Genomic DNA, 18748 nt, shown 5'->3' with positions numbered 1-18748 from the left:
ACAACTGAAACGCCTACCGACCAGCGCAAAAGCACACCCTCGTCAACGGCGAAGAAACCCGAACACCTCAGTGACACCTTCCCCGAACCTCACACCGCGGTCTCCTCGGCGGTGTACGTCACCCGCACGCTCACCGGTGCCTGCGGCGCGTGCTTGGCGGCGTTGGTCAGGGCCTCCTGAACGACGCGGTGGGCAGCCCGCGCGACGGTCCTGGGCGCCCCCGAGCCGTCGGCGTCGCCGTCGATCCGCAGCTCCACCACGAGCCCGGCAGCCGCGGCGTCGTCGACCAGGCGGGGGATGCCGGCGTCGGACACCCGCGGCGGTTCCTCGTCCGCCTCCTCGCGGAGGATGCCGATCACCTCACCGAGCCGTTCCACCGCTGCTGCCGCCCGGGCCCGGATCTCGCCCGCCGCCGCCCGCTGGGGCTCGTCCAGTCCCGGGGCCAGTTTGAGGGCGCCCGCCGACAGGGCGATGAGGCTCAGGTCGTGGCCGATGACGTCGTGCATGTCCTGGACGATCCGGGCCCGTTCCCGCGAGCGCGCCTGCTCAGCGACGAGTCGCTGCTCGCGCTCCAGCCGGTCGGCCCGTTCCCAGCCCGCCCGGACGAGTTCCTGGTACTGGCGCCAGAACCGCCCGGCGAACCAGGGCAGCATCGCTGCCACCGACACCACGGCGACGTACCGCCCCGCCATGAGCAGCCAGGCCGGCACCATCGCCACCGCGACCACCCCGCCGACGACGACCGCAGCGAGCACCAGGAGCGCGGGCCCGGTCCTCCCCGGCTCCCGGCCGGCGAAGAACGCCGTCACGGCCGCCGGCAGGGCCCACCACAGGCTGACGGCGCTCAGCCCGACACAGGCCGCCGCAGCGACGGTCAGCAGACCGCCGGGGACGACGGACGGCACGGCCCAGGGGGCGGCGGCACGGGTGGTACGCCGGGTGGCACGCGGGGCCCGCCGGACCACGCTGTCGATGAACGCTCTCTTCACCCGCATGACGATACGCAACCGGGTGGGTCCCCCGACACTGCCGAAAGTCATCCTTGCCGCATGCAGAGCCCCCGCCCACCGCTCCCCGGCTTCGTTCGCTTCAAGCGGCTCTGGCTCGGCTTCTGCGGCATGGTCGCTCTCCCCCGCCTCAAGAGGGCGCGCTTGCGAAGAAGGCGGGGTCCCGCGCGGTCGGACATCCGGTGCTTGAGCATCCTGATCCGGTTGGCATGGCCTTCGGCCGCGCCCAGGTTCCGGGGAAGGGTGAGTCCGGCGATGGCAGCGTCCGGATCGCGGTCGATGTCGGCCGCGCGGGTGTGGAAGCTGAGGAGGGCGTCCTGCCGCACGGCGGGGAAGGGGCAGGTCAGCGCTGCGAGGGCCGGTCGCAGACCGGGCATTCCGCCAAGGGCGAAACGCCCGGCGTGCGGACACAGGAATGGGTGGTCAGCTGGTCCAGAGAACCGGGCTGTCTCTGTACGCGTCACCCTCCTCGAACGAGGCAACCGCGATGGGATCGGTCTTCGTGGCGCTGAGCGAGCAGGTCTCGTAGGAGGCGCCCTTGGTGGTGAAGTCGCGGGGGGCCGTCTCGTTGTCGCACTTGCCCGGGAGGTCGCCGATCAGAATGACGCCCGTGGGGCCGCCGCCTTCCAGTTTCCCGCGCAGCCTCAGCGACGCGTAGGACAGGTCGGTGCCGCCGACGTTCTCCACCTTCATCCGGATGTAGTAGGGCGTCATGCCCTTTGCCTTGTCACCGAATGGGGCCATGTCGGCCTCGGCGCCCTTCTCGATCGCCGTGACCGTCACGGCGACGGTGCCCTTCTTGTCGGTCCCGTACTTGAACGGCAGAACCGCCCGGTCACCAATCTTGAACTTCGTGCCCGGTGCGGCGACGTCACCACTGGGCGCAGCGGCAGCATCGTCGCTTGGGTCCGCGGACGGGCTCTTGCCGCTCGGGGCGGACGAGGCCGGGGCGGAGGCCGAGGGCGAGTCCTGTGCCGATGCCGAGTCCCCGCCGTCGTTGCAGGCCGTGAGCCCAAGACCCAAGGTGGTGAGGGCGACTGCGAAGACTATGCGTCCCTTATTTATCATTTTTTGACCTAACTCGCGGTAGAGCTTTGCTGTGCGACAGCCGGAACGTTCAACCACTGGACGAAGCCCCCGGCCGTAAGACCGGGCACGCCAGAAGGCACGGCGACGACAGTGCGTCAACGAGGCGCACCGCGACACCCATCTCAGGCTGAGGCAAAAATGACACAGACACGTCGCAGGCACGGCACAGCCGCGCGACGGGCGCCGAAATACCAGACGTGGTCTTCGCGATATTTGTCCGTCGCGGGCAGCAGTTCGGAATGTCGTCGCGCACAAGAGCTGCGGCTTCATCAACCACGTGCCGGTTCTGTCTGCCCGACCATGCCCTCCCACAGGTGCGCGTCGCCGTCCTGACCGAGGCCCGTGTGGAGTTCGGCGATCAGGTTGTACGCGCCGCCCTCCGGCAGGGCGTAGGTGTAGAAGGCGCGCAGCAGCGTCTGTTCCGCCGCCTTGGTGAAGCCGAGCTCCGCGAGTTCTTCGGCCTGAGCCAGCAGTGCGGCGCGGTCGGCTTCAGTCATCTCCGGCAGGTCGGTGGCGTCCCCGTCGCGCAGGTGCGGGCGGGTGGCAAGGGACTGGGGCGTCGTCTGCGTACGCGTCGGCGATCAGGTGGAACCGGTCCGGGCCGGTGGTGTTACACACGCCGTGGGCCTGCGAGGGCGTCTGCCGCCACAGCGCCCCGGCCGCCACGTGCACCCGGGCGCCGGCGGTGACCAGGACGGCGGAGGGGTTGGTGACGAGCGGGATGTGCAGTCGGCGCCGGCCGGTCTCCCGCGGTTCCGCGTAGTCGCGGTGCTCCCACAGGTAGGAGTGCGGCTCCAGGCGGGCGAGACGCACATACATGAAGTCCAGCCTCAGCGAGTCGAGCAACCGTGCGGTGGCCGGCATCTCTTCCAGTAAGGAGGTTGGGCGTGGTCGTCCGTCGCCGATGACAACATCGTGCGGGTCACCGGAGCGGTTCATCAGCGACGTGGTCCACCGGCCGCCGGACTGGTACTCGCCGTACGCGACGACGCCGCGTGTCGGCGCCTCGAGCGCCTCGGCTCGCATCTGTTCGACCGTGGACTCTTCCAGGCCCGTCAGCCGGGCGACTTGGCCCAGCACCTCCGGCCGCCGGGAACCGTCCCATCGGCCGTCGCGGCCGCGGAGGATGCGGTCACCATCGGGATCCTCCTGACTCATCGGATGCTGCCTGGCGGGGCGTCTGTGCCAGGAAACCGCAGGCGCGAACTGGAGCCCAGACGGGTGGCGTTGCCGCCCGTTGCCGTTCGCGCGCGGTGGCCTTCCCACGACGCACCGGAAACCGGGAAACTGGTGACGCCCGTGCCCGCGAAAGGGTTGGTCCCGTGACCACGGACGCCGCCGAACACCACCCGCTGGCCGTGCACGATCAGAAGGCGGAGGCATACCTGCTCCGGGTCGCTGAGCAGCACCAGCGCATGGGGTATGGGCAGATGGCCTGTCGCAGGGAGAAAGCGTCCCGATGAACCAGGGGCGACCACGCCCCAGCTACCACACCCAGCTCGCCATGGCCGCGCTGAAGGACATTCCACCAGAGGCGATCCACGCCCACGGCTGGCCGGGCCGGCTGCGGTTAGAGCCCCTCACGAAATGAGTGCGGGCGACGGTCGGTTGTGCTTCAGTGATCGTTACCGCCGGACAGCCCCAGGGCAACGGTGCGTGCTCCCGGCGTGAAGCCGACGATGGTGTGTTCCCAGTACTCGCCGGGCCAGTGTTACGTCACGCGCCCCTCGACGGGGCGGTAGTGGGCGGTATACACAGTGCCCAACCACTGGTCGTAGCTGCACTGGTACAGCGGTGGTCGCAGCATCGACGGAACATCAACTCCCGCTGCCTGAACAGCGGCCAGTCGTGCTCGTGTCCGGGTGGTTCGTTCCTGCTCGTCAGGCACGGGCAGATGCTGGTGATTGGCGGCGCAGGCGTCGTGGGCCTCGGCCATCGGGATGTCGGGGCCCACGTAGACCGTCAGGCTCTGGTGCTCGTCGACGAGGGTAACGTTTTGCGGAATCGCGATGGGTATCGTGCGCAGTCTGTCGAAGGCCTCGTCAACGGTCCGGCAGGTTTCCAGGAGGTAGCGCAGCACGAGAGGAACGACCTGGGTACAGCCAGAGAAGAACGGACGCACGGTCGCCATGGTGAGAAGCGTCCTGGCCTGAGGAGATTCCAGTTGATCCGCGAGCCGGTCGAGCACGGGGACCAGTTCGTGCATGCGCGTATCGAAGAGTTGTCGGGCCTGCGCTGCGCCCTCGAGAGTGCGGCCCTCCTCGGTAGCCAGTCCTCCGCCTTCGCCATGGCCGAACGGACATGCGCGGCCCACCGACTGTCTGTGCCGTCACCGATCTCAATGGCATGGAACGTTTTGACGTAGTGGCTCATGAGGTAGGACCCAACTAAATTTCAGGCCCACTTTTCAAGGACACGCAGGTGTCGCCGACAGGTGAGTGCGCATCCACGGGTGAGGAACGCTTCGTGGGAGTCATCGCGAATTTCCCAGCGGATCCGCAGGCGGCGGAAGCAGTGAAGGTGAGCGAACGCGCGCTCTACGAACCAGCGTTGGGCGCCGGGTCCGGAGCCGTGTTCGGTGCCCCGGCGGGCGATCGGCGGTTTCACGCCGAGGCCCCAGACAAGCCGGTGGTACTTGCCGTGGTCGTAGCCGCGGTCACCCAGCACCACGTCCGGGCGGTGTCGGGGCCGACCACTTTTGCCCCGCACAGACGGGACGGCCTGGAGTAGTGGGATCAACTGGGTAACGTCGTTGCGGTTGCCGCCGCTCAGGATGGCTACGGGCGGGCCGAGCTCCATGCCATCACCTCGATCGTCCATGACCGCCTCGGCGACTCCCCCGCCGCCGAGGCCGCCTCCCACCACGCCCTCGCCGTCCTGCCCTCGATGTTCACCCGGAACAGGGCGTTCGCCACCGCCCGGCTCGCGCTCGCCCAGCTCCACCAGGGCGACCTCGACCAGGCAGCCGCCAGCGGGGTGCTGCCGACAGGGAGGGCCCAGCCCGCCCGGCCCTGTCAGCGGGCGTGGCTGCGTCTTCCTGCCCACGGGCTGGGTGTGGTTGGCGCGACTGGTGTCGGGCGGGCTGGTTGCCAGGCTCTCGTACGGGTTGCTTCTCCCGCGGCCGGCAAATCGGACGCCCGGGTAGGGCCGTCGGTGGAAGCATGAAGCCTTGTGAGCAGCACGTCGCCAGATCGGGGCTCGGGGACCTGGACATCGCCGCCGCGAACGAGGGCACCCTGCGCACGGTGGTGGACGGCTTCTCCGACAACAGTGGACGATCTCGGGGTATCGCGCCGGTACGCCGTCTGCCGGGTGAGTCCGGGGTCCGGGCACGGGTGTACGCCGACGTACGTCGGCCGGGATCGCGGTGACGTACGTCGGACGCACTGCTACCTCGCTCGCACCCGCCACAACTCGCCACCACCCGCCTCAGCACATGCCTCGGTGCCAGTCGCGTATGTCTCACCCCGTCCGGCGTCACCGCGAAAACTCTCGCCACCGAATTCGTCCGCTGCCTCGGCATCATGCGTGACGGTGGTGGATTTGCGGGTCCCCGTCCTTCTTGCGGCTGATCTCTACCAGTTTCGGGTAGTCGACGGCGACTCCGCGCAGCAGGGTATGCACGGTTTGCTCGACCTCGTCGTCGCTGGTCACGGCGTGGCCGAACAGTGCGCGGTAGTGGACGAGCGAAGCGAGCAGGTCGAGCAGCAGGCCGCGGTCGACATCGTCGCGCAGGTCCCCGCGTGCAAGAGCGCCGTCGAGTACCTGGTCGACAGCGATCCGTGGTGGGTCGAACAGTGCGGTCATGAAGGCTTCCCGCCGCTGCGGATCGTCTCCGCAGTCGGCGAGCAGTGAGGCGAGCGCCTCCGGTGGCATGCGCTGGAACGCGGCGACGTACAGCTTGATGGCGTCGCTGAGGTCGCAGATCGTGCAGTCGGTACTGGGTGCCTTGAGCCGGCCCAGACGGGCGGTCAGTGCGTCGAGCGCCAGGTCCGGCAGGGTTCCCCAGCGCCGGTAGATCGCCGGTTTCGTGGTACCTGCGCGGCGTGCCACGGCCTCGACGGTGAGCCGGGTGTATCCGACCTCGTCGAGGAGTTCGAGTGCCGCGTCGAGGATCGCCCGGTCGATGGCCGCGTCACGTGGCCGTCCGCCCGAGGAACGGCTGTCGGGTGCTTGTTTCGCTTCCCTCATCTCACCAGTCTAGTGTTACGTTACGAGTCGACCCGTAACGTAACATTGAGAGAGGCTGGTAATGACCATTTCAAGCAGGGAACCAACCGTGTCGGCGGCCGGATGGACGGCGCTGTTCGGCCGCGAACACGGGCCGGTCGCCGTCACGCTCGCCGCCGGTGTCGCCCTGCACGCCGTGAACGTCTACTTGGCGGCGACCATCATGCCGTCGGTGGTCGATGACATCGGCGGGTCCAGCCTGTACGCCTGGGCCACCACGGTCTTCATGTTCGCGTCCGTGCTCGGGTCGGCGGCCGCGGCCGCCGTCCTCGGGGCCCGCGGCCCGCGCTCAAGTTACCGATTCGCGGCACTCCTGCTCGCGGCCGGAACCACCGTCTGCGCACTCGCTCCCAGCATGCTCGTCCTGCTGGCCGGACGACTGGTCCAGGGCCTCGGGGGCGGCTTGCTCTTCGCCCTGTCCTACGCCATGGTCCGGATCACCCTGCACGAGGCGTTGTGGCCACGCGCCATGGCACTCGTCTCCGCCATGTGGGGAGTCGCGACGCTCATAGGTCCCGCCCTGGGCGGCGTCTGCGCCCAACTCGGCGCCTGGCGCGACGCCTTCTGGGGCCTGCTGCCGTTTCTGCTGTTCTTCGGCTTCTGGGGGGCGATGCGCCTGCCGAAGGGAAAGGCGGGTGGGGTGACCCCGCGAATTCCCTGGATGAGTGTGAGCCTGCTCGGCCTGGCCGTACTGGTCATCTCCGCGGCCAGCATCTCCTCCCGTCTCATGGTCAATGCCGCCGGACTCCTGCTGGCTGCGCTGCTCCTCGTGGGCTGGCTGCGACGTGAACGCCGTACGACGCTCCGGCTCATCCCGGCCACCGCGTTCGGCTCCGACCCGCGGCTGCGGTTCGTCTACCTCACCATGGCGCTGCTGGTGCTCTCCAGCACGGTTGAGGTCTACATCCCCTACTTCGGACAACGGCTCCAGGGGCTCGGACCACTCGCGGCCGGCTATCTGGGCGCCGTCCTGGCCGCGGGCTGGACGCTCGGCTCGGTCGCGTGCAGCGGCATGTCCCACCGCAGCCGATCAATCATCAGCACCGGTCCGGTCGTCACCCTGGCCGGGCTCGCCGGACTCTTCTTCGCAGGTCCGGTGCACTCGGGCACGGTCGCGGCGATTGCGGCGGTGAGCGTCGCACTGCTCGCGCTGGGCTGGGGGATCGGCATGGCGTGGCCTCATCTGCTCACCCGAGTCCTGCAGTTGGCGCCAGATGCGGATCAGGAGCTCGCGGGCTCCTCGGTCACGACGGTCCAACTCACCGCGACCGCCTTCGGATCGGCGCTCGCAGGGACGGTCGCCAATGTCATCGGATTCTCCGACAACGCGGGCACCGGCGACCTGCAGAGCACCGCACGCTGGATGTTCGGGCTGTTCGCCCTCGCCCCCCTGGCCGCCGTGGTGACCACACGGTACGCACGCCGCTGACGGCCGGTCAGCAGGATGTGGACAGGCAAAGCCGCGGACAACCAGGACCGGGATGCTGCGCTCGGCCAGCCGGTGAGGGGGTGCCGGAGGATGCCCTTCTCCGCCGCGACGCACACCAGCCGCTGGCCCTCGGTGCGGTCGAGGACGAACCAGGTGGCAGCCTCACGCAGGAACGCACCCGCGTCCGACCAGGTCGGCGGAACGTACCAAACGGGCGTGAATGCACACACCCTGCTCCGGGAACACAGTCCCGCACAGGGGTGCGGCCGGGTGTGCCCAGCAAACGGACTGCTGATGGGTATGAGGACGGCTCCCGGCGACGGTACAGCCGACCTGGTCCAGCCGGCGGGCGCGGCTGCCCTTTCTGTCTCACGTGCGTGGTCTTCTGCAGCGCCGGAGCGGCGCTCCGGACCTCACCCTCCGATAGGGGGCCCGGACCCGGCTGTTTACGGTGGGGGCGTGACCACGCCTTCCGACGACGCGACCGCACCGGTGCCGGTGCGGGATGTGCTGACCGCCGACCCGGTGCTCGGTACGGCGGTGCAGCGGCGCCGGCATGCGTCGAGGCCATAGGCGCCGTTCGTGCCGACGGTCGTGCCGCGGCCGGGAGAACTGGTGATGATGGACAGCACGCCGCTGGACGTGATGGCGGTGCTGGCCAACGGGGTGGTGGGCCGTCGGGTGCCGCGAGCAGGCCGGGGCGGATCGGCAGGTCGTCCCAGGCGGCCCGGCGCAGTGCCTCGGCCTGCTCGGGCGCGGTGGCGGGGATCACGGCCCGTACCGGACGTGCAGTGACGTTCCGCGCCCAGTTACGCCACGCGTTCGTCGTGGCCCGTGCGCCGGTTCCGGTCGTCTTCCCCATGCCCTCCCACGGCGGCCGGCCCGCTGAGCCGGCGGTACCCCAGGAACGCCACCGCGGCCGCGAGCGCTCCCGCCACGGCGGGCACCGCGTACCCCGCGCTTGCCCCGGACGCGTCGACCACCCAGCCGGCGGCCGAGGAACCGAGTGCCACCCCCCACGGCAAGCCCGGTGCCGGTCCAGGTCATGCCCTCGGCCAGCGCGGAGCGCGGTACGAGCTGACCGACGAGGGCCATGGTAGTGACCATCGTCGGTGCGATGGCGAGGCCCGCGACAAAGAGCGCCACTGCCAGGAACGGCAGGCTCCCTGCCAACTGGAGGGGGATCATGCCCACGGCCATCGCGCACACACCTAGATGATCAATTCCAAGAGGTCAGTGCGCCCGCCTGGACCGATTGACGGAGAGGCGTGGAGAGGGTGTCCGCGCGGGGCATCGTCGGCTTCAGCGGTTCTGCGACCGATTAGAGTTGCGCAATGTTCGAAGGAAAGCTGGTAAGGCTGCGTGCGCTGCGCTCCGAAGATGCGGAGCATCATCTTCGGTGGCGCAACGACCCGGAAGTAGTGCGCTGGGCCACGGCCGGTGACCCGTGTTTCGGCCCGGTCACGGCGGAGGCGATCAGTCTCGGCTTCGACACCATGCTGCGCCTGAACCCGAGGGAGTCAGCCGTGTTCACAATCGAGGACCTGACGGGCGGGAGCGTGATCGGCATGGCCGATTACCGGGACCTGGACCCGTATGCCGGTGTGGCCACGCTGGGAGTCACCATCGGCGAGCGGGAGTGCTGGGGCCGCGGCCACGGCAGTGACGCGTTGCGGCTGCTCGTGAACCACCTGTTCGGTGCGTACTGCCTGAGCCGGCTGGAGCTTGATACCTGGAGCGGCAACGAGCGCGCTGTGCGCGCCTTCACCAGGTTGGGCTTCCGTGAGGAGGGCCGCCGCCGGTCGGCCGTGCTGCTGGACGGGAAGCGCTACGACAGCGTGCTCTTCGGGATGCTCCGCGAGGAATGGGCGAACCCCGCGTGACGGCGTAGATGATCTTCGGGGGCTGTCTGCGGACGCCCCAACGAGGGCGCCCAAGATCATTGTGTGACGAACAACCTGGGCACCCTCGCGACAGCGCTCTATGTGACAACCGACGACCTGCTGAAGAACCGTCCGGACCTGGCACCATGGCGGCCGGCCGTGGGCATCACGCCGCGACTCACCGACGCCGAACTGGTCACCCTCGCAATGATGCAGGCCGTGCTCGGGTTCACCTCCGAAGCCAAGTGGCTCCGGCATGCCCGAGCCCACCTGCGGCACCTCTTCCCATACTTGCCGCAGCAATCCGGTTACAACAAGCGCCTGCGCAAGGCCACCGAGCTGCTCCGCCAGGTCACCCGGATCCTGGCCAAGAACACCTCGATATGGAGCGACGACGTGTGGATCGCGGACTCCACGCCCGTGGAATGCAGCCGTTCCCGGGAGACCGTGAAGCGCTCCGACCTGGCCGGATGGGCCCAGTACGGCTACTGCGCCAGCCACAGCCGGTTCTTTTGGGGCCTGCGCCTGCACTGGTGTGCACCCTCCAGGGCCTGCCCGTCGCCTTCGCGCTGACTGGAGCCAAAGCCGACGAGCGCGAGACCCTGCTGGACCTACTGGCGGCCGAACCGCACCTCGTGGCTGCCCGGCCCGGACAGACACTGATCGGTGACAAGAACTACTTCGGCCGAGACTTCGAACGCGAACTCGCCCAGCAGTGCGTCCGGTTGCTACGGCCGACTCGCAAAAGCGAACGGCAGCGGCCCGGCGGAGCCCTGTTCAAGCCGCTCCGGCAGGTCATCGAGTCGGTCAACGAGACCTTCAAGGGACAGCTCAGCCTTGAACAGCACCGAGGTCGCACACCCCGCGGTGTCATCGCCCGCGTCATGCAGCGCTACTCGCGCTGACCGCCGCAATCTGGCACAACGACCACACCGGACAAACCGTCCGCCGCTCGCTCACCTCGTACGATCACTGACCCCTTGGAATTGATCATCTAGAAGCCACGGGGTGGACGCCTTCCCCCTGAACTGCAACAGGCCGAAGACGGCCCCGGCAAGGCAGGACCCCAGGGCGTACGCGGCCAGAACCAGACTCGCCGCCGCCTTGTGCCCCTGCTCGTCGGCGAAGGCCACCGTCACCACGTCGACACCCCCGAAGATCGCCCCAGTCGCCGTGAACGTCACCACGAGCACCCGAAGGCCCCGTGAGCGCATCGCGGAACCGCCGGTGTGCTGCTCGCGCGGATGCGGGACCGGTTCGGTGGCGTGCTGCGCGGTCAGCCACACCACACCGATCAGCAGGAATAGGGCCGCGAACAGTGGCCCGGCCTCCGGGAACCAGGTCATGGACAGGCCGATCGAGACGATCGGCCCGACGATGAAGCACACCTCGTCGACGATCGACTCCCACGCGTACGCGGTGTGCAACCGGTGCGACGAACCGCGGTAGATCTCCGCCCAGCGGGCCCGGATCATCGAACCCACGCTGGGCACACAGCCGACGCCCGCCACGAAGACGAAGAGCGTCCAGTCCGCCAGCCGCTGCTGCGCGCAGACCAGGAGACCGGCCACCGCCGACAGCGCGACGAGAGTGGCGGGACGCAGCACCCGGCGCTGCCCGTGCCGGTCCACCAGCCGGGAGATCCGCGGCCCGAACACCCGCCGACAGCGCCAGCGTCGCGGAGAGCGCCCCGGCCAGCCCATAGCGCCCGGTGATCTGGGACACCATGGTCACGATGCCGATGCCCATCATGGACAGCGGCATCCGGCCAAAGAATCCGGCTACCGAGAACCCCTTGACACCGGGGGCGGCGAAGATCTCGCGGTAGGGGCTGAGCAAGGAGACTCCAGAGCAGCACTATCGAAGGCTTATGCGCGAATTCAACCTTAATATCCAGCTGCACATGGATGCATATCCTTTTATTATGCGGTAGGGGTGGGGAACGAGCCCGACCTGGATCCTCCCCCGCTCCGGGCCGGAGCGGGGGCGGCCGCCCGAGGCGAGACGCAAGATCCGCGGCCCGTCCGATCCGTGCGACCCGCCCCCCATGACCGCCTTGCTGCCGCTTCCCTTCGACGGCCCCGAAGTCCCGGACGACGTGGCCCCGCTCCTGGCGCACCTGACCTGCGGTCAGGGACGTTCCCAAGAAGTGGCACTCACCGGTCACGCCAAGTGCGAGGCGGACCCCGAAGCCGTCGGGGCCGCTCACGCAGACTGCGCCGCCCTCCAGTCCGGCGAAGCCCCCGGCCCCGACCCCACCAGCCCTGTCCCGGCGTCACTCCGGCTCACGGGGAGTCGCTTTGCACTGCGCCGAGCTTCGGAGGGCCGAGGCACCCGTCCATGCGGCGCGAGACCGGCACCACCTCCGCGGACGTGCGTGGCGTTGCCTCCGGTGCGGGACCGAGTGAAGTGGCCCACGACCAGCCGACGCAGATCCCAGAGGCCGAGTTCCGCCCTGCGGGCGACACACAGGCGTCGATCCCGGACCACACGCGCGGATCGCCTTGGTCGGCTCACCCGGACCGACGGGCCATCCGCCCACATCACCCTCGAACACCGTCGAGAACGTCATGACCCACTCCTGCCGGATGCCCGCAACACGGCGCCGATCGACAGCCCTCCGCCGCCGGGTCGAGGCGCTGAACGAAAGCCCCACCGGCTCACGGAATACCAGGTTAGTGCGGGCCGAACACTTGGTGTACGGTCGTACGCATCGATGGTGTACGGTCGTACATCATCTCGGCGTGAGCGGCCGCCGACAGCGACTCCGCGCACCGCCCATGAAGCGGTGCGCTCACGCAACGCACGCCTTTCCTCACCTCAGCAACGAGGCGACCTGCCGGAGCCTCGAAGGGACCGTTTGTGATGTCAAGAATCGGCGGCTCGGCGACAGCTCGTGTCCCATTTCCGGAAAAAGTCGCCTACTCGAGTGGTGACCTCGCGTTCAACCTCGTGTATGTCGCGACGGGCACGTACCTCATGTTCTTCTACACCGAGGTCGTCGGAATTCCGGCAGCAACCGTCGGGACGATGTTCCTGGTGGCCCGCCTGCTCGACGGAGTCTGGGACCTCGTCGTCGGCGTCCTGATGGAGAAGTTCGGCTCGCGGTTCGGAAAGGCCCGGCCGTGGCTGCTGTTCCTTGCCGTTCCTTATGGCGTGAGTGCGGCACTTCTGTTCTCCGCTCCGGACCTCGGCGAGACCGGAAAAATAGTCTACGCATTCGCGACCTATATGCTCTCGGGTGTCGTCATCTATACCGCGATGAACATCCCCTACGGGGCTCTCAGCGCTCTTATGACCGAAGATCCCGGGGAGCGCGGCCTGTTGAGCACGTTCCGCATGGTCGGTGCGTATGTGGGGACACTTATCGTCGCCGCGCTCACTATGCCGCTCGTCGATGCGTTCGGCGGAGGCGCCGGCGCGTGGACACTGACTTTCTCGCTGTACGGCGGACTTGCCGTCGTCCTCTTCTTCATCGTGTTCGTGTTCTGCAGGGAGCGCATCAGTTCGTCCTTCGCGTCGGATGAGGCTGGTTCATCCGACGCGGTCACCCCTGTTGCGGCGGTGGGCCGCCCGTTCACGACCCGTGAGGGTCTCTCGTCGCCGCTTCGCAACAAGTACTGGCTCCAGCTCACACTCCTCGGAATTCTGCTGCTGTCGGCATACGGCCTTGTCGGGGTCTACCCGTACTACGCTCAGTACGCGCTCGGTGACGAAAACCTCGCGACGATGCTCTTCACGTTCCGTACGATCGTCGAATTCGCCGGTGTGTTCCTTGCGATCCCCCTGGTGAGGCGGATCGGCAAGCGCAACATCTCGCTGCTGGGATGCGCCGCGATGGTCGTGGGGCAGCTGGTCATCGCGGTGGCCCCCACGTCGCTTCCGGTCGTCCTCACCGGCCTCTCGGTCGGCGGCGTCGGTGTGGGAAGCATGTTCGCGGTTCTGTTCGGCATGGTCGCCGACACGATCGAGTACGAAGAGTGGCGCAGCGGTATTCGCGCCGAGGGGCTCGTCTTCGCGGGCGCGACCATCGGACAGAAGATCGGCGGTGCTCTCGGCGGTGTCGCCATCGGCTGGATGCTTGGATTCGGCGGCTTCCGAGAGGGCGGTGGCGCAACTCAGCCGGCATCCGCCATCAGCGCGATCGATTTCGTCTTCATATGGCTGCCCTTGATCTTCGCCATCGCGATGGCCGCTGTACTGGCCTTCTACCACCTCGACAAGGAGCACCCGCAGATCCTCGCGGACCTGCGGAGGCGCCGTGCCGAGTCCGTTTCTCTCGCATCGGAGGGCGAGGCATGAGCCCGCGAAAGCACCACGCGATACCCGATTCCGCCGTCGAACACGTACATGACGCCTTCGGTACCGCGGAATGGTGGCGCACCGCAGTGATCTACCAGGTGTACCCACGCTCGTTCGCCGACTCGGACGGCGACGGGAACGGCGATCTCGGCGGCATCAAGCACCGCCTCGCCTACCTTCGGGACCTCGGTGTTGACGCGATCTGGATCTCTCCCTTCTATCCTTCTCCCCAAGCGGACGGCGGATACGATGTAGCCGACTACCGCGACGTCGATCCGATGTACGGAACACTCGCCGATGCCGACGATCTGATCGCGACTGCACACGCGCTCGGTATCCGGGTGATCATCGACATCGTGCCCAACCACACGAGTGACGAGCATCCCTGGTTCCAGGCAGCACTCGCAGCCGGCCCGGGTTCTCCCGAACGTGCCCGGTATTGGTTCGTCGATTCCCCGGGGGTGCCGAACAACTGGCCCAGCGAGTTCGGCGGACCGGCGTGGACTCAGGTGGCGGACGGGCAGTGGTACCTGCATCTCTTCGACCGAAAGCAGCCCGATCTCAACTGGGAGAACCCCGAAGTGCGGGAGATGTTCTCAGGGACACTGAGGTTCTGGCTGGACCGGGGCATCGACGGTTTCCGGATCGACGTCGCCCACCACCTGGTCAAGGCACCGGGCCTTTCCGATTTCGATGCTGACTGGGACGCCTACAACAGGGGCGCGCTGCCCACCAACGCCGTGCCGTTCGCCGATCAGGACGGCGTGCACGACATCTACCGGGAGTGGCGGGCGATCCTCGACAGCTACCCCGGGGAGCGGGCGATGGTCGCGGAGGCCTGGGTGACGCCCCACGACCGGCTCGCCCTATACGTTCGGCCGGACGAGTTCCAGCAGGCGTTCAACTTCGACTACATGCGCGCGACCTGGGATGCCGAAGCCCTGCGGGCGCAGATCAAAGCCACATTGCGGAACGCGGATTCCGTCGGCGCGCCGGCGACCTGGGTGCTCTCGAACCACGACGTCATTCGTCACGCAACCCGGCTCGTGCGGGCCGACCCGACGATGGCACCGTGGATACTCGAGGTCACCGAGCCCCGGCCGGACACCGGACTCGGGCTGCGCAGGGCGCGGGCGGCGACGACTCTCATGCTTGCTCTCCCCGGCAGCTCGTATCTGTATCAAGGCGAGGAACTCGGCCTCCGAGAGGTGATCGAGCTCCCCGCCGACGCCCGCACGGACCCCGACTTCCTCCGTGGGGGCGGGCATCGCCTCGGCCGCGACGGATGCCGGGTGCCGATCCCCTGGAAGAAGGACGCCCCGGCGTTCGGCTTCAACGACACCGGCGCCTCATGGCTCCCGCAGCCCGCCGACTTCAGCGACTACGCCGTGGACCGGCAACGTGGCCGCAACGGCTCCACCCTGGAGCTCTACCGGAGCCTGCTCGCCGTACGACGAAAGCGACAGCTGGGGAACGGGGCGCTCGCGCTCGTCGATCTCGGACCGGACCTCGTGGCACTGGACGTCACCAACGACCGGGGAGCCACCCGGATCGTGCTCAACCTCGGTTCCGCACCCTGGCCGATTCCCGCAAGCGCGCGAGTGCTCGTGGCGAGCACGGACGGCGTGACGGACTTCCTTCCCACCGACTGCGCCGTCTGGCTGACGGAATAGACCAGCGGGTGGCCGCCCGACAGGGCGGCCGCCCGCCGTGCCGGCTCGCGTACGATCGTCCCCGTACAACGCGCAGCCCACACGCAGTCCGGAGGCGGAACCGATGGCCAGGCAAGTCGACGCGGGACGTCGGGACCGCATCATTGACGCCGCTGTCGACTGCATCGCGGAACAGGGCGTGGCAGGAACGTCCCACCGAGCGGTCGCCAAGCGCAGCGGAGTCCCGCTCGGCTCGATGACGTATCACTTCAACGGCATGGACGAACTCCTCTACGAGGCATTCCATCGCTTCACCCAGCGGATCCGCGACATCGTCCAGAAGAGATTCCAGCACGCCATAAAACCCGCCGACGCCATCGATGCGGTGATCGCGCTCATCTACGACGACTTCGGCGTGGACCAGAACATCTACCATCTCACGTACGAGCTGTACGCCATCGCCTCTCACCGGTCCGATTTCCGTCCGCTGGTCCACGAGATGATCGATGCCGGATTCACCGCACTCCGGGCGCACTTCGATGAGGAAACAGCCCGCGCGATCAACACGTACATCGAGGGCGCGTCCACGCACCTCACCTTGGACACGCGCCCGCAGACGGTCGATCAGGTGCGCCACGCGCTCCGGCGGCTGGCCGGTCTCGACGCCGTCTGAACTCCACGTGTGAAGCCGCTGGCGGACGGAGGCGTGATCCGAGGCCATCCGCATCCCCTCAATCCGGCGCTCCGCAGCCGTAGCAGGTAGTCATGCCAGCCAGGCCTTTGAGGTCCGGGAGTTTCCCTCGGCAGTCGTGCACTTGGTGTTGAGCCAGTCGGCCCGACGCCTGGCCACCGGCTCCGGCACGGGGGTGGACACCCGGACCGCGTGGTGATGGTATGCCTCGCCCGGCACCCCGAGGAGCACTTCTACGCGGTGGCCCACCAGAGCAACCATGCCCTCCATCGGACGCCGCGGCCTCGGAGCCGGTGCCGGACACACTTGCCCGGCCGGGATTTTCCGACGCCGAAGCCGCTGGGGGATCGTGGGAGCTGCGCGCGCGACGGTGGCGGAGGAGGGCCTGGCGCGGGGCGAGGGGCTGCTGGTACCGCCGCCCTGACCGGCTACGAGCAGCCGGGGCGACGGCCCCTCATGCCCCGTAGCCTGACTGGCATGAGTGACGGCATTGCGTGGATGGGCTCACAGCACCACACACCTTCATCGGCCGTGCGCGGCATGCTGGGCGGCATCTCGCTGACTCTGGCCCGAGGCGTGGAGACGGATGAGTTTCTCATCAACCTGGGCGCCGACCTCGACGAGCTGGCCGCGCGTACCCCGTGCGGGGAGCTGCACGCCCCAGCCGGGCAGCCGGGCCGGCCCTCCCCTCACCTCAACCGCGCCATGTACGGCACGTGCGGTGAGTGGACGTATGTGCTGGAGGACTGGGGCATGGCAACCTGGGCGACGGGCTAGCAAGGCAAGGCCCAGTCGATGCTTCCCCGCGAGGGCGAAGAGGTCCTGTGCCTGACCGCCAACCGGTTCAGCCCCCCGGCCCTGATCATCCATGCACCCGATGCCTGCGTGTACCGGGCTGACTTCGGCACCGGCACCGGGCACGATTCGGCCCTCGATAACGCTCTCAGCGCCGCGGGCGCGGTGTTCCCGTCGATGCCTGAGGCCAGTGAGGCCGAAACCGTCGCGCACTTCGAAGAGTACGGGGACCGCCTGCCCGAGCTGGTGTTCACTGCCGTGGGCGCCTACACGGGCATCGCCATCGGCCAGGAGGCCGTGGAGGCTGGTGATCTTCCCGGCGTACTCCTCGTCCCGGCCTGACCGTCTGCCGCGCACATGAGGCCGCCCCACCCTGGGGGTCCTGGGTGCGGGAACGCAGCAATGCGTCCCCGCTACCCGACTCGTGATGGGCACCCGGCCCTCGGCCGTCGCCACGCTCGTCGAGCGCACCAGCCGCTGCGCGGCCATCGTCGCGCTGCCCGACGGCGTAAAGGCCGAGCAGGTCACTCCACACCTCACCAGGAGTCTCCTCGGTATCCCGCGCCAGCTACGACGAACACTCACCTGGGACCGGGGCCGAGAGATGGCTGAGCACCAGGCCATCACCGCCGAGACCGGGATGCCGCGCGACCGGGATGCCGGTCTGCCTCTGCAAGCCGCGCAGCCCGTGGCAGCGCGGCAGCAACGAGAACACCAACCGGCTGCTTCGGCAGTACCTGCCCAAGGGCGCGGACCTCCGCACGTTCAGCCAGGCCGACCTGTACGCCATCGCCCACGCGAGATCCATGGCTATCGCACTCCGGCGGAGGTCTACGCTGGCCTCCTGAACAGCGATGATGCGCTGGCCGCTTAAGCTCGCCATCGTTCAACGACAGACGGACTGCCGGAAAGCCGCCCGCAAGCAACGCGACACCGGCGCGGGCCGCGCCCACTTCAGCGTCGTTCATCGAAACAATCTTGGGTGCAGCGACTCCAGGCTCGCGGCCGGGGACTGCACCATGGGGAACATCATGTTCGTCGTGCCCAACGGCATCCGCCCCGTCACTGCCGTCCATCCCCCCTGCCTCGATCGACGATCCGAAGGAATGGCGCTCACCAACGGGTAGCAGCAGGGATGCCCCGCTTGAATCCGAAGCACTTGGGCGACGGGGGGCCACGCTGATCGTACGGACGGGGACGACGAACCGCAGCCCGTCCCGTCCACGGAGGCGAGCAGGCCCTCGCCCCAGAACTCCACGACGAACACCTCGGCCTGGGCGGCGATCAGCGCGGTGTTCGCTGCGGCGATGGTGTCGGCGCGCAGGCAGTACTGGTCGACGTGCACGAGCCGGGCCCGGGTCAGCACCTCATGGGTGGGGTTGACCACCGGGGCCAGGCCGATGTTGCACGCCTCCGACACCAGCAGCGTTGTCCCGGCACGTTGGTGACACGCGTGCTGGGTTCTTGACATGGGCGAGGGCCTTCTGGCTCGGTGCGGAATGCGACATCTGCACCGATCCGAGGAGGCCCTCGTGTCCCACCGTAATGCCCCCGTGACGGAGACCGGTCGGCTTGGTCCGGCCCGCTGTGTCATGGAGGCGGCGTTCGGGCTGATGGCTCTGGGCTGTGCGCGAGGTACTGCTCCGGCTGGACGAGCTGCTCTTCCTGTC

Annotated in this window: 17 protein-coding genes and 4 pseudogenes; 10 read left to right on the top strand and 11 right to left on the bottom strand. The window is 68.3% G+C overall.

The features are described 5' to 3' along the window. Positions 1–89: 89 nt before the first annotated feature. The 6 genes from ACF1CT_RS33575 to ACF1CT_RS33550 form a co-directional block, all read right to left on the bottom strand. Positions 90–989, bottom strand: coding sequence for a sensor histidine kinase (locus ACF1CT_RS33575; protein WP_391787795.1), 900 nt, complete (start codon positions 987–989; stop codon positions 90–92). Positions 990–1430: 441 nt separating this feature from the next. Beyond that, positions 1431–2075 (bottom strand): hypothetical protein, encoded by a 645-nt coding sequence (locus tag ACF1CT_RS33570; protein ID WP_391787794.1) that lies wholly within the window; start codon positions 2073–2075, stop codon positions 1431–1433. A 290-nt stretch (positions 2076–2365) separates the two neighbouring features. Then, positions 2366–2593, bottom strand: a complete 228-nt coding sequence (locus ACF1CT_RS33565) for a hypothetical protein (protein WP_391787793.1) — start codon at positions 2591–2593, stop codon at positions 2366–2368. After that, positions 2586–3254 (bottom strand): aspartyl/asparaginyl beta-hydroxylase domain-containing protein, encoded by a 669-nt coding sequence (locus ACF1CT_RS33560; RefSeq protein WP_391787792.1) that lies wholly within the window; start codon positions 3252–3254, stop codon positions 2586–2588. Before ACF1CT_RS33560 ends, ACF1CT_RS33565 begins: the two co-directional genes overlap by 8 nt. A 553-nt stretch (positions 3255–3807) precedes the next feature. Beyond that, positions 3808–4302, bottom strand: coding sequence for a carcinine hydrolase/isopenicillin-N N-acyltransferase family protein (locus ACF1CT_RS33555; RefSeq protein ID WP_391787791.1), 495 nt, complete (start codon positions 4300–4302; stop codon positions 3808–3810). A 188-nt stretch (positions 4303–4490) separates the two neighbouring features. Continuing rightward, on the bottom strand, positions 4491–5039 hold the full coding sequence (locus ACF1CT_RS33550) for a transposase (RefSeq protein WP_391787790.1): 549 nt from the start codon (positions 5037–5039) through the stop codon (positions 4491–4493). A 218-nt stretch (positions 5040–5257) separates the two neighbouring features. On the opposite strand from ACF1CT_RS33550, the gene ACF1CT_RS33545 reads away from it, so the two are divergent. After that, positions 5258–5467 carry a DUF6207 family protein gene (locus ACF1CT_RS33545; protein WP_391787789.1) on the top strand — a complete coding sequence of 70 codons (210 nt, stop codon included), beginning with the start codon at positions 5258–5260 and terminating at the stop codon, positions 5465–5467. 151 nt (positions 5468–5618) lie between these two features. Here ACF1CT_RS33545 and ACF1CT_RS33540 read toward each other — a convergent pair whose 3' ends face one another. Beyond that, positions 5619–6287, bottom strand: a complete 669-nt coding sequence (locus ACF1CT_RS33540; protein WP_391787788.1) for a TetR/AcrR family transcriptional regulator — start codon at positions 6285–6287, stop codon at positions 5619–5621. A 61-nt stretch (positions 6288–6348) separates the two neighbouring features. Between ACF1CT_RS33540 and ACF1CT_RS33535 the strand changes: the two genes are divergently transcribed. Beyond that, positions 6349–7755 (top strand): MFS transporter, encoded by a 1407-nt coding sequence (locus ACF1CT_RS33535; RefSeq protein WP_391787787.1) that lies wholly within the window; start codon positions 6349–6351, stop codon positions 7753–7755. A gap of 809 nt (positions 7756–8564) precedes the next feature. Here ACF1CT_RS33535 and ACF1CT_RS33530 read toward each other — a convergent pair. After that, positions 8565–8970, bottom strand: a pseudogene (locus tag ACF1CT_RS33530) (MFS transporter); the annotation flags it as partial. A gap of 119 nt (positions 8971–9089) precedes the next feature. Between ACF1CT_RS33530 and ACF1CT_RS33525 the strand changes: the two are divergent. Next, a complete protein-coding gene (locus tag ACF1CT_RS33525; RefSeq protein ID WP_391787786.1) occupies positions 9090–9638 on the top strand; it encodes a GNAT family N-acetyltransferase in 549 nt (182 codons plus the stop codon). A gap of 63 nt (positions 9639–9701) precedes the next feature. Further along, positions 9702–10614 (top strand): annotated as a pseudogene (locus ACF1CT_RS33520) (IS982 family transposase). Positions 10615–10633: 19 nt separating this feature from the next. Here the strand turns inward: ACF1CT_RS33520 and ACF1CT_RS33515 are convergent. Then, a pseudogene (locus tag ACF1CT_RS33515) lies at positions 10634–11477 on the bottom strand (MFS transporter); the annotation flags it as partial. Positions 11478–12503: 1026 nt separating this feature from the next. Here ACF1CT_RS33515 and ACF1CT_RS33510 point away from each other — a divergent pair. From ACF1CT_RS33510 to ACF1CT_RS33500, 3 genes are all read left to right on the top strand, one after another. After that, positions 12504–13940: an MFS transporter gene (locus tag ACF1CT_RS33510; protein ID WP_391787785.1), complete on the top strand. Its 1437-nt coding sequence runs from the start codon at positions 12504–12506 to the stop codon at positions 13938–13940. Next, positions 13937–15613 carry an alpha-amylase family glycosyl hydrolase gene (locus ACF1CT_RS33505; RefSeq protein ID WP_391787784.1) on the top strand — a complete coding sequence of 559 codons (1677 nt, stop codon included), beginning with the start codon at positions 13937–13939 and terminating at the stop codon, positions 15611–15613. Before ACF1CT_RS33510 ends, ACF1CT_RS33505 begins: the two co-directional genes overlap by 4 nt. A 103-nt stretch (positions 15614–15716) precedes the next feature. Beyond that, on the top strand, positions 15717–16265 hold the full coding sequence (locus tag ACF1CT_RS33500) for a TetR/AcrR family transcriptional regulator (protein WP_391787783.1): 549 nt from the start codon (positions 15717–15719) through the stop codon (positions 16263–16265). Positions 16266–16355: 90 nt separating this feature from the next. Here ACF1CT_RS33500 and ACF1CT_RS33495 read toward each other — a convergent pair whose 3' ends face one another. Further along, complete coding sequence (locus ACF1CT_RS33495) at positions 16356–16544, bottom strand: hypothetical protein (protein WP_391787782.1); 189 nt, start codon at positions 16542–16544, stop codon at positions 16356–16358. Positions 16545–16760: 216 nt separating this feature from the next. On the opposite strand from ACF1CT_RS33495, the gene ACF1CT_RS33490 reads away from it, so the two are divergent. The 3 genes from ACF1CT_RS33490 (at position 16761) to ACF1CT_RS33480 (ending at position 17926) form a co-directional block, all read left to right on the top strand. Then, complete coding sequence (locus ACF1CT_RS33490; protein WP_391787781.1) at positions 16761–17060, top strand: hypothetical protein; 300 nt, start codon at positions 16761–16763, stop codon at positions 17058–17060. A gap of 18 nt (positions 17061–17078) precedes the next feature. Continuing rightward, the gene (locus ACF1CT_RS33485) at positions 17079–17420 is read left to right on the top strand and encodes a hypothetical protein (protein ID WP_391787780.1); all 342 of its coding nucleotides are present in this window, start codon (positions 17079–17081) and stop codon (positions 17418–17420) included. Between the two features lie 314 nt (positions 17421–17734). Then, positions 17735–17926 carry a hypothetical protein gene (locus ACF1CT_RS33480; RefSeq protein ID WP_391787779.1) on the top strand — a complete coding sequence of 64 codons (192 nt, stop codon included), beginning with the start codon at positions 17735–17737 and terminating at the stop codon, positions 17924–17926. Positions 17927–18212: 286 nt separating this feature from the next. Here the strand turns inward: ACF1CT_RS33480 and ACF1CT_RS33475 are convergent. Further along, positions 18213–18504: pseudogene (locus ACF1CT_RS33475) on the bottom strand (Tn3 family transposase); the annotation flags it as partial. Positions 18505–18748: the final 244 nt, after the last annotated feature.

It is taken from the genome of Streptomyces sp. NPDC014734 (assembly GCF_043083325.1).
Classification (GTDB): domain Bacteria; phylum Actinomycetota; class Actinomycetes; order Streptomycetales; family Streptomycetaceae; genus Streptomyces.
Note: the sequence above shows the minus strand (reverse complement) of the source record. Positions and strands in the feature narration are given on the sequence as shown.